12 protein-coding genes and 2 pseudogenes are annotated in these 12,920 nt (G+C 34.8%); 9 read left to right on the forward strand and 5 right to left on the reverse strand.

The window, feature by feature from the left end:
- Nucleotides 1-251: 251 nt before the first annotated feature.
- Nucleotides 252-1,192, reverse strand: a pseudogene (locus tag OPR26_RS07510) (IS5 family transposase).
- Between the two features lie 315 nt (nt 1,193-1,507).
- Between OPR26_RS07510 and OPR26_RS04645 the strand changes: the two are divergent.
- The 3 genes from OPR26_RS04645 (at nt 1,508) to dnaN (ending at nt 4,172) form a co-directional block, all read left to right on the forward strand.
- Entirely contained in the window at nt 1,508-2,401 is an 894-nt protein-coding gene (locus OPR26_RS04645) for an RNA polymerase factor sigma-32 (protein WP_265015612.1), read from the forward strand.
- Nucleotides 2,394-2,891, forward strand: coding sequence for an invasion associated locus B family protein (locus OPR26_RS04650; protein ID WP_253301936.1), 498 nt, complete (start codon nt 2,394-2,396; stop codon nt 2,889-2,891). The genes OPR26_RS04645 and OPR26_RS04650 overlap by 8 nt, the downstream gene beginning before the upstream one ends.
- A gap of 123 nt (nt 2,892-3,014) precedes the next feature.
- Entirely contained in the window at nt 3,015-4,172 is a 1,158-nt protein-coding gene (gene dnaN, locus OPR26_RS04655) for a DNA polymerase III subunit beta (protein WP_265015613.1), read from the forward strand.
- A gap of 88 nt (nt 4,173-4,260) precedes the next feature.
- Here the strand turns inward: dnaN and truA are convergent, their stop codons facing one another.
- Complete coding sequence (truA, locus tag OPR26_RS04660; RefSeq protein ID WP_265015614.1) at nt 4,261-4,998, reverse strand: tRNA pseudouridine(38-40) synthase TruA; 738 nt, start codon at nt 4,996-4,998, stop codon at nt 4,261-4,263.
- A 136-nt stretch (nt 4,999-5,134) separates the two neighbouring features.
- On the opposite strand from truA, the gene recA reads away from it, so the two are divergent.
- The 6 genes from recA (at nt 5,135) to plsY (ending at nt 11,389) form a co-directional block, all read left to right on the forward strand.
- Nucleotides 5,135-6,202, forward strand: a complete 1,068-nt coding sequence (recA, locus tag OPR26_RS04665) for a recombinase RecA (protein WP_253301932.1) — start codon at nt 5,135-5,137, stop codon at nt 6,200-6,202.
- A 164-nt stretch (nt 6,203-6,366) separates the two neighbouring features.
- Nucleotides 6,367-7,059 (forward strand): phosphatidylserine decarboxylase, encoded by a 693-nt coding sequence (locus OPR26_RS04670; protein ID WP_253302900.1) that lies wholly within the window; start codon nt 6,367-6,369, stop codon nt 7,057-7,059.
- Nucleotides 7,056-7,826 (forward strand): CDP-alcohol phosphatidyltransferase family protein, encoded by a 771-nt coding sequence (locus OPR26_RS04675; protein WP_265015615.1) that lies wholly within the window; start codon nt 7,056-7,058, stop codon nt 7,824-7,826. Before OPR26_RS04670 ends, OPR26_RS04675 begins: the two co-directional genes overlap by 4 nt.
- A gap of 31 nt (nt 7,827-7,857) precedes the next feature.
- Entirely contained in the window at nt 7,858-9,201 is a 1,344-nt protein-coding gene (locus OPR26_RS04680; RefSeq protein WP_265015616.1) for an alanine/glycine:cation symporter family protein, read from the forward strand.
- Nucleotide 9,202: 1 nt separating this feature from the next.
- Nucleotides 9,203-10,669, forward strand: a complete 1,467-nt coding sequence (locus OPR26_RS04685; RefSeq protein WP_320157074.1) for an alanine/glycine:cation symporter family protein — start codon at nt 9,203-9,205, stop codon at nt 10,667-10,669.
- A gap of 147 nt (nt 10,670-10,816) precedes the next feature.
- A complete protein-coding gene (gene plsY, locus OPR26_RS04690) occupies nt 10,817-11,389 on the forward strand; it encodes a glycerol-3-phosphate 1-O-acyltransferase PlsY (RefSeq protein WP_265015618.1) in 573 nt (190 codons plus the stop codon).
- Here plsY and OPR26_RS04695 read toward each other — a convergent pair.
- The 3 genes and pseudogenes from OPR26_RS04695 to OPR26_RS04705 all read right to left on the reverse strand — a co-directional run.
- A pseudogene (locus OPR26_RS04695) lies at nt 11,384-12,127 on the reverse strand (hypothetical protein); the annotation flags it as partial. The gene plsY and the pseudogene OPR26_RS04695 sit on opposite strands and share 6 nt — an antisense overlap.
- A 6-nt stretch (nt 12,128-12,133) precedes the next feature.
- Entirely contained in the window at nt 12,134-12,544 is a 411-nt protein-coding gene (locus OPR26_RS04700) for a transposase (RefSeq protein WP_320157296.1), read from the reverse strand.
- On the reverse strand, nt 12,541-12,906 hold the full coding sequence (locus OPR26_RS04705) for a transposase (protein ID WP_264731180.1): 366 nt from the start codon (nt 12,904-12,906) through the stop codon (nt 12,541-12,543). Before OPR26_RS04705 ends, OPR26_RS04700 begins: the two co-directional genes overlap by 4 nt.
- Nucleotides 12,907-12,920 lie beyond the last annotated feature (14 nt).

Raw genomic sequence — 12,920 nt, forward strand, 5'->3', positions numbered from 1 at the left:
TAGTATAAGCGATATAGGGTAAAATAGCAATAAATGTTATTAGACTTCTTGCATAACCCAAACTAAGTAGAAAAAGGTATAGCTATACCGCCGCGGTATCTCAGCCACTAACAAGAGATCCCGCTAACACGTAGCGGGATGACGGTTGTCAGGGTGTCATCCAAGTAGCCTCTTTCTTGTCATCCGAGTAGCTGACACTGGGATGGCTTTGTTGCATCGCACCTTATACTGGTAGTAATTTACGATAAATATCATGTAGCCATTTCAAATTTAGCCATACCAATTTCAGTAAATTGATTAAGCAAATAGCACTTAATTAGTAATTCTTTTTCACGATTTACTTCAGATTTATTCCTAAAGCTAAATCCAAATACTTGCTTCAACCTTGAGAAAAATCCTTCTATGTAAGATCTCTTTCCATAAATTGCTTCCTTTTTCCACTCTTTTACACCATCTTGTCCATATAATTTTATTAACCTAATAGCAGCATTTCTGTCAGACATATAATCTATTTTTGAATGTTCTGCTGCATCCTTTTTTGGTAGAACTTTTGTCTTTATATCGTATTTCTTACACAATTTATAAAGTTTGTGCCTATCGTATGCCCTATCTGCATATAATGCTTTTATTTTGTGCTGAAAATTAACTTCTTCAAGCAAATCGCAAGCTCCATAGTGGTCAGAGTAGACGCCATTACTGTATCTTGCAGCTATAGCTTTTTTACTATTCACACTTAACATAACATGTAACTTTCTTACTTGCTCGTAGCTTCGGTACTTTCTATCTGCACTGTTTTCCTTCAGGAGTGTTACTGTAAATGCTGATACTTGTGCTATCTATGATAATTTCAATATTTTCCATGTTGCTTTTATCAACCCTGCAATCATTTATCTTAATATTAAGTTTTTTAAACCTTCTCGATGCTTGTGAATAGCTGCAAATTTTTTCCTATTTGTTGCAGATATCCTTTTATAAACCCCACCGTTTGTCTTAAACCAATTCTAAAAAGATTGACAATTATATGCACCAAAATTACGACTTTATCACTGTAAATATAGTTGCCGCCCTGCATTTTTGGACTATTTTCATACCAATTTTCTATGGCTTCATTGATATAATGAAAAATATTTCCTCTTTCCTGGAGAAATTTGTTATATTCATTTTGGTTACTGACTTTCATTTTCTGTGGCATATTTTTTCTTCAACAGTTAAATGGTTATTTATAATGAATTTTGTCAGTAGCCACCAGATTTTTTCGGTTGCTATGCAACAAAGCCATCCCAGTGTCTGGGCACTGGAATAACACCACTTACTATGTATTTAAACTATAATGTTCATCATTACACGCTGGCAGGATGTCATATATAGTGTTCAGGTAGCTGATGTTGGGGCTTATCGTCTTTAAGATCCCAATTAGATAGAAGGTTTGTACTTTTTTCAAATCAAAGCTTGAATTTTTGCTGGAAAATCAATATATTATATATATGAAGTTTTAATTTAAGTTGTTATGTTGACCCCAATGGCAAGCTTATGTGTTGATAGCAGAACCAATCTTATGCAATATATTGCTAAGGTGCGAAAATTTCCCATGCTGTCTCAAGAGGAAGAAGTACAACTAGCAAAAAATTGGAACCAATACAAGGATATTTCTTCTGCTCATAAATTGATTACCAGCCATTTGAATTTGGTAGTGAAAATTGCAATGAAATTCAAAAATTATGGACTATTGTTGATGGACCTGGTCATGGAAGGGAATATGGGTTTAATGCATGCAGTGAAAAAGTTTAATCCTGATTTAGGGTTTCGTTTTTCAACTTATGCAGTGTGGTGGATTGAAGCTTCAATAAAAGACTTTATACTGAAATCTTGGTCATTTGTGAAGATAGGTACAACGCAAGCACAAAGAAGATTGTTTTTTAGTTTACGTAAAATAAAAAAAAGAATTTTACAGTATACAAACAGGGAAACTTTAAGTAATGAAGAAATAAAAGCAATATCTAATGAGCTTTCTGTATCCGAAGGAGACGTTCTGCAGATGAATTACCGTTTGGCTTGTAAGGATCAGTCGCTAAACGATTGCATAAAAATAGGTGATGACTCTAAAAGGGAGTTGCAAGATATGATCCCATGTAACTTGGTCAGTCAAGAAGTAACCTATCAGAATTATGAAGAAAAAGAATTAAAAGAAACAATTTTAAACAATGCACTAGCGAGCCTCAACGAAAGGGCAAGAGACATTTTTATCAGTAGATATTTGTCTGAAAACGCTCAAACTCTAGATGAACTTAGTAAAAAGTACTGTGTTTCAAGAGAAAGAATAAGGCAGTTGGCTGAGCAGGCGATGGCCAAGGTAAAACGATATATACAATCTGAAAGTTTGAAATTTGGTTTGCATGCGTAGTTTTTTTATATTTCTAATATTTTTTTCAATAGGCGCTTTTGCATCGGTTAGTGATGTGCAATTGAAGGAAAAATACAAAGACTGGCTTGTATATACTGCATCAGAAGATGGAGAGAAAGTGTGTTACATTGTATCTTACCCTAAAACAAAAAGCGAGCATTATACAACCAATCGCAAGCCGTATGTAATGGTCAGTTATGTTGATAAAAAAGCAGATGAGGTAAGCGTTACCTCTGGTTTTCAGTATGATAAAGAGCCTGTAGCTCTCAATATCGACAAAAAAATTAAATATACACTGCCTATAATACAGGGAAGTTTTGCGTGGGCAGAGCATACACAAATAGATCAAGATCTCATTCTAAAAATGAAGCAGGGATTATCAATGGTAGTGAATGGGAAAACAAAAACAGTGACCATTGATGATACTTATTCCCTACTTGGTTTTCAAAAAGCGTATCAAAAAATGCATGATTTATGCCATACAAAGTAAATCATTGTAACAAAATACCCAGCTATAGTATAAACTGGACTACTCTTTCAATGGAAATATAAATAGCACTTTACTTTATATGAGATGTGGATATCATTTAAAATATATTTTTGAGAGTTAGCAATGTCAGAGGTTGCAGGTGTAGATACAGAAATCAAAAAGCAAAATTCTGTGTGCGAGCGGATACGTTTTAGCGTGAGCCGCACAAGTCTTTTAAATACATTATCCAGAGTAAGTGGAGTGGTTGAAAGGCGTAATGCAATAGATGTTTTAGCGTGTATAAATATCAAAGCACAACACGGCAGCATAAAATTAATGGCAACTGATCTTGACATTTCAATGTTTGCCTCACTTGCTGCAACCGTATTAACAGAAGGAGAAGTAAAAATTTCAGCGCATACTTTACATGACATAGTGAAGAAGTTACCCGCTGATTTGGATGTCAATTTTGAAGTAAACAACCAAGGAAAATTATTGATGTCCTGCGGAAATGCAAACTTTTCTTTACCGAATGTAGTTTCAAGCAGCTTTCCTGCTCTTGAAGAAGACAATTATAAACATGATTTTATTCTACTAAATACGGACCTGATAGACTTATTAACTAAAACAAAATTTGCTGTATCACTAGATGATACAAGATATAATTTAAATGGAATATATCTACATACAGACGAGCAGTTTCTGTACTGCGTTGCAACTGATGGTCACCGTTTATCATGTATAAAGAGACCAAAGCCTGGGAACATCAATGGCGAATTTGGTGTGATCATTCCACGTAAAACTGTTATGGAGCTGTTAAAAATATTGGACGATTGTAATGAAATTAAAGTAAAACTCTCAGACAGAAAAATCAAGCTTACATGCGGTGAATATATTCTAATATCAAAATTAATAGATGGGACTTTTCCAAATTATAAAGCAGTTATTCCAGCATCTCAAGATAAGCATATGATTATTGAAAGTAAAAAACTTTCAGATGTTATAGATCGGGTTTCCGTTGTTGTGTCTGATAAAGTAAAATCCATTAAATTCTCACTACAAGAAAAGCTGCTAACTCTGCATTCAAACTCCCAAGAGTGCAGTGATGCAACTGAATCCATAGAAGTGGACTACAATGAAGCCCCTATAGAAATAGGGTTTAATTCGCGTTATTTACTTGATGTTCTATCCTGCATAAAAAATAAATGTAAGTTTAGCTTAGCCGATGGTAATAGTGCTACAATTATCACTGATGAAGACGATTCAAGTGTATTATATGTAGTGATGCCAATGAGAACTTAAATTCGTCATCCCGCTTCTTGTTAGCGGGATCTGGAGATACCGTGGCGGTATGACACTTATTTCACTAAGCATGTTACTTTTTATTAAATTAGTAATCTATCTTTACCAAATATAAGCCAAAAGGTGGTGCAGTAACTCCAGCCGCATTTCTTTTGCATTGGTTTAATATATTTAGCATTTCTTGCGGATTGGTTCTATTTTTTCCAAATTCAACTAAAGTACCCACAATAATCCTCACTTGGTTATGTAAAAAGGAAATAGCAGATATTTTGATATGTATATGGCTCCCGTTTTGTATTATATCGATATCATCAATTGTTCTTATCGGATTTGCAGCTTGACAATCTTTTGAACGAAAACTTGAAAAGTCATGTTTTCCAAGTAGATGTTTAGCAGCTTCACGCATAATATTTACATCAAGTGGGCTAAACACTTGCCATACATAACCCGTCTCCAGAGCGGCAGGAGCATAGCGATTAACTATTCTGTATTCGTAATATCTTTTTTTTGCTGAAAACCGTGCGTGAAACGCATCATCTACAACTTCTACATTGAGCACGACTATAGGAATTGATTTTAAATGATAGTTTATTGCGTTTCTTATTCTATAAAGCTCACATTCCTTTTCCATATCAAAATGAGCAACTTGTCCTAAAGCATGAACCCCTGCATCAGTCCTGCCACCACAGTACAAGGTAATTTTCTCACCACTAAAATTAAACATAGCATTTTCTATGGCTTCCTGGATTGAATTAGCAGAATGTTGCTGCTTCTGCCAGCCAGAGAAACTACTACCATTGTATTCTATCGTTATTTTGTATCGCACTGCAGAGTCTATCTAACTTTTTATCTTAATATAATTTAAGCAGCCAGTTTCAATGATGTTCTTCGTTATTAAAAAACCCTTGGCAGGTTGTTCGTGTTCGATTATCATGAAAGTTATACAAGTTAATAAATGATCCATGGCAAACAACTCAGAAGAAAGAAATAATGATAAGCAAAAAGCATTAGATAACGCAATAAGCCAAATTGAAAAAGCATTCGGTAAAGGTGCAATAATGAAGCTGAAGCAAAACCCTGTAGAGAAAATAGACACAATATCCACAGGATCAATTGCGCTTGATTCGGCTCTAGGTGTTGGAGGTCTGCCAAAAGGACGTATAATTGAAATATTTGGTCCCGAGAGTTCTGGTAAAACCACTCTTGCCTTGCACGTGATTGCTGAAGCACAAAAAAAAGGAGGATCATGCGCATTTATCGATGCAGAACATGCATTGGATGTCTTATATGCTCGTAAACTTGGGGTAAGCACTGATGATTTAGTGATTTCACAACCAGACACTGGAGAGCAGGCGTTGCATATTGTTGAGTATTTAGTGTGTTCTGGTGCGGTTGATGTGATAGTTATTGACTCTGTTGCAGCATTAACCCCAAGAGCTGAAATTGAAGGTGATATGGGTGATCAGCACATGGGGCTGCAAGCAAGACTTCTAAGTCACGGGCTACGAAAGCTAACCTCTGCCGTTTCAAAAGCGAACTGTATATTGATATTTATTAATCAAATTCGTATGAAAATAGGAGTAGTGTATGGAAATCCTGAAACTACCACGGGTGGAAATGCATTAAAATTCTATACTTCTGTAAGGCTTGATATAAGAAAAGTTGGTGTAATAAAAGACAAAGAAAATATTACAGGCAATGAAACAAGAGTTAAAGTTGTAAAAAATAAAGTTGCTCCTCCATTTAGAGAAGCGAAATTTGATATAATGTACAATGAAGGTATATCAAAACTCGGAGAAATAATAGATATGGGAGCAAAGCTTGGTGTGCTTGAAAAAGCAGGTGCTTACTATTCATACAACAACATACGTCTTGGACAAGGAAGAGAGAATGTAAAACATTACTTCAAAACAAACAAAGAAGTCGCAAATGAAATAGAAACGAAAATCAGAGATTTACTCAGAAATCATGATAATTCTATCACAATAGACGAGGATAGTGAGCAACTTTTAGAAGAATCAGTGTTCTGATCTAAACTTAGTTTGTGTTGGACGGGTTGTTACAGTATGACGGTGTGTGCTAATCTGTAATGTTACCTTGTATCAAGAGGACTTTGCTGAAGCAGTTAAAAAAAGCTTTTCATGAGAAACTATAAATGATAAATTGTTAACAATAGGTTATTGTGAATAAGATTATGTGTTTTAGTTTACCTAACATAAACAGGGAAGGTTATTTATTTATAGTTATTGCCTTTATAGTAACGTGTATAGCATTCTCTATATCTTGGGGGTTTGGTGTTACGTGCTTGTTTCCGACATTACTGTGTACTTATTTCTTTCGCGATCCAGCAAGAGCTGTGCCAAACAATAAGGATCTTATATTAAGTCCTGCTGATGGTGTGATTTCAAAAATTGAAGAAGTTAATTATCCTTTATCGGCAGAAAATGGAGAAGAGAAGAAGTTCACGCTTGTTAGCATATTTTTAAGCGTTTTGAACGTCCATGTGAACCGTATACCAATATCTGGTACGATAAAGGAAATGAATTATAAAAAAGGTAAGTTTGTATCCGCAATGAGCAATAGGTCTAGTAATGAAAATGAAAAGCAGGTTATTGTGATTGAATACGAAAAGGGAAAAGAAATTATTGTGGAGCAAATAGCTGGATTAATTGCACGTCGTATCGTTTGCAATTTAGGAGTATCCCAGAATGTGAAAGCAGGTGAAAGGTTTGGAATTATAAGATTTGGTAGTAGAGTGAATATTTATGTTCCTGCTGATGTAGAAGTAAGAGTTTCAGAAGGGCAAACTGTTATTGGTGGTGAAACAATTATAGCAAACTTAAATAAGGAAAACGTTCAAGAGAAGCTTACTTTTGACGTTATATGAATAACGATGGAAGTAACAGTAGATTCTTACCTATTACTAAATTATTCCCAAACTTTATAACTTTATTGGGTTTATGTTCTGGTCTCACTTCACTTAAATTTACATTTAATGAACAATGGGAACTCTCAGTAATTTTTATCATCATTGCAGCAATAATAGATGGAATGGACGGCAGAATAGCTAGAATTCTAAAATCAACTAGCGATTTTGGAGCCCAGCTTGATTCTTTTGCAGATTTTCTAAATTTTGGTGCAGCACCTGCATTTCTTTTGTATTTTTGGAAGCTAAACGAAATCAAAGTCATAGGTTGGATTTTAGTAATGATATACGTAATCTGCATATCAATAAGACTTGCAAGATTTAATGTTTCGCTACACTCAGAACAATCACACCGGGAAAAATTTTTCTTTTCTGGTGTTCCAGCTCCAGTGTGTGCTTTACTTTCTTTGTTACCAATAATTATTACCTTTCAATCTCATGAGAGTGAATACTTACTTCTCATAGAGCGATTTTTTAACACAAGAAATGTAGCTTGTTACTTTCTGGCCATTTCATTTTTTTCGATAAGTCACATTCCAACTTTCTCTGCAAAATATATTTATGTTCCCAAAAGCCTATCCTATATATTTGTGTCATTTTTTGGAGTACTTATTATATTTTTCATCAGTAAGCCCTGGATGACGCTACCAATTTTAGGTGTAGTGTATGTACTTACTATTCCAGTAAGCATTGGGCTTTATATATATTACTCGTATAAAGCTCGTTAGCTATAAGTTGTAATAAAAAGTAGTGAGCAGCATGATTGTAAAAATAAGTGAACTGTTAAATTCATTTCTGTACATAAAGATATTCAACATTCCATTTATAATTATTTGGGTAATTGCAACTGGGGTTTTTTGTACCATCCAATTCAAATTCACTAACTTTAGATTGTTCAAGCATGGAATACAAACGCTATTCAATCTAAAGTGTAATCACAATAACAATGGCATAATCACTCATATTCAAGCGTTTGCAACAGTAATTTCAGGAACAGTTGGTCTTGGAACAATATCAGGAGTTGCAATAGCTATCACAATAGGGGGCCCAAGTGCAGTTTTTTGGATGGTAATTACCGGAATACTTGGTATGTCGATAAAGTTTGCCGAGGTGGTGCTTGCATTCACCTATCGCTCTGAAAATGCAACTGGCGGGGCTTTTTATTACATGAAGTACGGGCTTGCAAAAATTGGATTTGCAAAAACTGGTAGATTTCTTGCCTTTACTTATGCGATTATGCTACTTATTGCAATGATTTTGGGCGGTATACCATTTCAAGCGAATCAGATAGCAGCATTGTCAAATAACCTCTTCGAATACAACGCATCCATTATTATATCCCTGCTTGTCTTTATTGTAATATTGGGAGGAATAAAGCGCATTGCTTTCGTTTCAACGAGCTTAGCACCAATTATGATAGTGCTATATGTGGGTATGTGTATATATTTAATTTGTATGAACGGAAGTAATTTGCTGAATGCTTTATCCATAATATTCCAAGACATCTTTAACAAATCAGCTATAGGAGGCGGAGTATTGAGCGGATTAATAGCCGGAGTGAGAAGATCAGTGTTTGCTAACGAAGCAGGTACCGGAACAGCAGCTATAGCACATTCAGCTGTAAAAGAAGAAGATCCAATTAAAGTTGGATGCGTTGCAATGATTGCACCACTTATAGATACAATATTAATCTCATTTTTGACTGGTATTGTGATAATTATCACTGGTATGCATAGCACTGATAACGTGGGTGATATTACATTAATTAGCTCGGTATTTTCAACAGCTTTGCCCTTGTTCAGCAAGTTAGTTTTTCCGCTAATGATGTTTTCCTTTGCATTTTCTACAATAATAGCTTATTGTTACTACTGTGAAGTTGCTTTGCTGTACTTATTTGGTAGTAAAAAAATACTGATACCGTTCCAAATTCTTATAGTGGTTTCAGTGTATATCAGTTGTATGTCAAAGGATATAGAATTTATATCTTATCTAGGTGACAGTTTGTTTATGTGCCTTATGGTTCCAAATGCTGTTGCAATATATCTACTAAAAAGGGAAGTTTTGAATACAATAGATTCTTATTACAATTCTAAAAGGTATTAACATGATTTATAGATTACTTTGTATGGTGTTATTTTGTCTATTGTTTAATGATGTGTACGCTGCTTCAGGTTTTTACGAAAATTATGACGCTGTGTTGAATGGAATAAATAATTTCATGAATGAAGTGCTGTTTTTCAAAATCTTTTATATACCGTTCATACTTCTTCTACTATCCTTTGGTTATGTATTTTTAACCTTACGCTTTAAGTTTCTCAACATAAGAATGTTTAAGCACGCGTTCGCTATTTTATGTGGAAAATATGACACAGATCATCACGATGGTCACATTACGCATTTTCAGGCATTTATGACTGCACTTTCAAGCACAGTAGGCCTTGGAACTGTTGCTGGAGTCGCAATTGCAGTTTCAATGGGAGGGCCAGGAGCGGTGCCTTGGATGATGATTACAGGTTTTTTTGGTATGTCAGCAAAATTTGCCGAAGTGACTTTAGCATTTAGACATAGAACAGAAGATCAGGAGCAATTGTTTAGTGGTCCCTTTCAGTATATAAGGAATGGTCTGGAGGAATTTGGATTTAAAAAACTTGGTATTGTGCTGGCTGCCATGTATGCAGTATTCTTTGTATTATCAGGTCTTGGTGGAAGTGTAGCGTTTCAAACCAACCAAATGGTTTCAATATTATCTGGCTATTCAAGTTGGGTAGATGGTCACTCTTGGTTTCTTTCTTCCATAATCTCTGCGCTGCTTGCTTTAGTGATTATTGGCGGAATTAAAAGGATAGCTAGAGTATCTTCTGCACTAGTGCCTATTATGTCACTCATATATATATGTAGCTGCCTTGTTATTATTGGATTTAATATCCACAATCTTGGTTACACATTTAAGATATTATTTTCCAGCATGATAGATTTTAATGCTGTTGGCGGAGGGATGGTAGGAGCATTTGTTGCTGGAATTCAAAGAGCAATTTTTGCCAGCGAAGCTGGTGTTGGCTCTGCTGCAATTACTCATGCAACAACTAAAGATGAAGAACCAGTAAGAACTGGGCTTGTTGCTATGGTAGAACCGTGTTTTGATACAATGCTCATTTGCTGTTTAACTGGAATAACGATAGTAATAACAGGTGCATACCAGACTAGTGTTGGTGAAGGGATATTAATTACTCAAAAGGCATTTGAAACTGTTTCTTCATGGTTTCCTATCCTTCTAACAGTAGCTGCTCCTTTATTTGCATTTTCTTCGGTAATTTCATTTGTATATTGTTGTGAAATGGGGTGGCTATATTTATTCGGTGCAAAAAGTATAGTGATATATCGCATAGCGGTAATAATTGTGGCGTTTTTCTCTGGCCTTTCTAAGGACATAATGGCTATTGCTAATATTGGCGGAACTTTATTCTCTTGTTTAGCTCTTATCAACATGACAGCGCTTATACTGTTTAGTAATCAGATTAACGAGGAAGTTCAGTGCTACCTAAAAAGGCTGAGGAATAATAAAATCAATTAAATTTTGGCATATGCGGAGAGGTATAGCTATAATAAGTAAGATTTCCCTACGTCATACCGCGATTTATTCGCGGTATCTCAGCATAGATCCCGCTAACAAGCAGCGGGATGACGAAATTTTGCGATTATTAATCAGTAAATTTTACCTGTGTTAGTTATAGTCCTTACACTATCCTACATACTCGGTTCAATACCGTTTAGCTTAATTATTACAAGAATAAAAGGGATAAACTTAAGAGAAGTAGGTTCAGGAAACATTGGTGCTACAAACGTTGCAAGGACGGGAAATAAATTTCTTGCTGCTTTGGCATTATTTCTGGATTCCTTTAAGGGATTTATTGCCGTTTATATAGCACAACAATTTTGTGATAATAACGATTTTTATATATATGTATCTGCAATTTTAGCAGTTTTAGGACACATGTTTCCTATTTGGCTAACATTTAAAGGAGGCAAAGGAGTTGCAACAACTCTGGGAGTGTTGATAGCGTTTAACACACCTGTGGCATTAGTGTTTATATTTGTTTGGCTAGCAGTGTTTTTTACCTTTCGATATTCTTCCCTTGCTTCATTAAGTGCTACTTCAACGGCTGTAGCATGGTCCTTTTTTTTTCAGAGGAATTTGTTTTTAACATTACTAGTTATAGGAACACTAGTTTTCCTAACACACCATAGAAATATTGCGAATCTTTTACAAGGCAAGGAACATAAGTTTTTATAATTCATGTGCTGCCAAATTATTGACACTTAAAATACGAGACAAATTGCTTGACGGTATTATCCTTGCTTCATTATTCAAAGTTATTATTCTTTCTTTTACTATTTTATCTATTTCTTGTGTTGTCAAAAGACCATCTTCAATAAATCCTTGTTTCACTTCTTTTATTTTTTCATAAAGCGTAGTTATGTCACATTTGTTTTGATTATAAATGTCTTCAATTTCTAACTCTAGTTTGCATGAAGCTTCTTTTTTTAGCATGTCATTTATCACTGCTTCCGTCATTGCTAATTTTTTCTGCAAAATTTTCTTTATTTTTTCCTTATCATTTTCGTTATTTCGACTGAGTTCTGAATATACTCTATAGAGTTTTTTTTCTTGTGATAGAAACCTTAATCCATCTAACATCCTAACCACTTGACCCTCAATAGTCCCCTTAGCTTTTAATTTAAATTCCTTCACTTCCTTCTCTATTATTTTATCAGCTATCTCCTCAGCTTCATCCAGAGATGAACCCTTAAGGAAAAAATCTGTCCTAAGTAAATCTCGATTTAATAGTCCCAAGAATACTTTTTCTTTAATACTTTCAAGTAAATTTTCTTGATTACTTAAACCATGTCCATCCAGTTTATCTTCCACGTGCTGACTCAGTTCAAAATATTGTAGTCTATTTAACTTTATAGAGCTAATATTTTTCATTAACGTCATCACAATTTGTTCACTATATTGAGAAGTAAGAGCATGTCTTCAAACTGAAGAATGAGCTAATTTGTGAAGCATAATAGTGATCATATTAAAGAAGATATAGTTTTTTGAGGTGAGAGGAGAATGCTCGTAATCTTTACTCATGCGCCTAAAATTGGAAAGCCAGGCAAAAGTTCTTTCAACAATCCAACGTTTGGGAATAACTTGAAATCCTGTATCAACTATTTTCTTGGCAATCGTTAATAAACATCCCGTTTCCAATAAGCATCTGTTTTGTAATTTACCTATGTACCCTTGATCAGCAAAAAACTTACGTAAAGTTGGAACTTTGCATTTAGCTTGGGCAAAAAGATTTAGAGCACTATCACGATCTTGAATACTTGCACTCTGTACTTCAGCAGCAATTACAAGACCCACAGTATCTACAATAATATGGCGTTTTCTGCCCTTTATTTTTTTGCCAGCATCATATCCTCTGGATCCCCTTTTTGAGTAGTTTTCACTGACTGGCTATCAATTATACCTACTGATGGAGTCTTATTTTTACCAATCATCTCTCTTACTTTTTTAACTAGAAAATCATGAATTTCTTGCCATATTCCACTTTTTTTCAAGCGCGAATTACAACTATATACGGTTTTCCATGGTGGAAAATCTTTAGGCAGTTGTCTCCATTGACATCCTGTTCTCATCATATAGCGGATTGCATTAATAATTGTTCTAATACTATGTTTTCTTGGTCTGCCGGTCTTTTTAGGTTCAAAATATGGCTCTATTGTCTTCCATTCTTTGTCACTTATATCGCTTGGGTACATCTTAAAATGTACCT

Source organism: Wolbachia endosymbiont (group A) of Anoplius nigerrimus (assembly GCF_947251795.1).
In the GTDB taxonomy this organism is placed as follows: Bacteria; Pseudomonadota; Alphaproteobacteria; order Rickettsiales; family Anaplasmataceae; genus Wolbachia.

Bases quoted from the DNA above. Each gene is read 5' to 3' on its own strand.
- OPR26_RS04670 (WP_253302900.1), top strand. From the start codon at position 6,367: ATGTGTTTTAGTTTACCTAACATAAACAGGGAAGGTTATTTATTTATA.
- OPR26_RS04705 (WP_264731180.1), bottom strand. From the start codon at position 12,906: ATGTACCCAAGCGATATAAGTGACAAAGAATGGAAGACAATAGAGCCA.
- dnaN (WP_265015613.1), top strand. From the start codon at position 3,015: ATGTCAGAGGTTGCAGGTGTAGATACAGAAATCAAAAAGCAAAATTCT.
- OPR26_RS04675 (WP_265015615.1), top strand. From the start codon at position 7,056: ATGAATAACGATGGAAGTAACAGTAGATTCTTACCTATTACTAAATTA.
- OPR26_RS04685 (WP_320157074.1), top strand. From the start codon at position 9,203: ATGATTTATAGATTACTTTGTATGGTGTTATTTTGTCTATTGTTTAAT.
- OPR26_RS04645 (WP_265015612.1), top strand. From the start codon at position 1,508: ATGTTGACCCCAATGGCAAGCTTATGTGTTGATAGCAGAACCAATCTT.
- OPR26_RS04650 (WP_253301936.1), top strand. From the start codon at position 2,394: ATGCGTAGTTTTTTTATATTTCTAATATTTTTTTCAATAGGCGCTTTT.
- recA (WP_253301932.1), top strand. From the start codon at position 5,135: ATGGCAAACAACTCAGAAGAAAGAAATAATGATAAGCAAAAAGCATTA.
- OPR26_RS04680 (WP_265015616.1), top strand. From the start codon at position 7,858: ATGATTGTAAAAATAAGTGAACTGTTAAATTCATTTCTGTACATAAAG.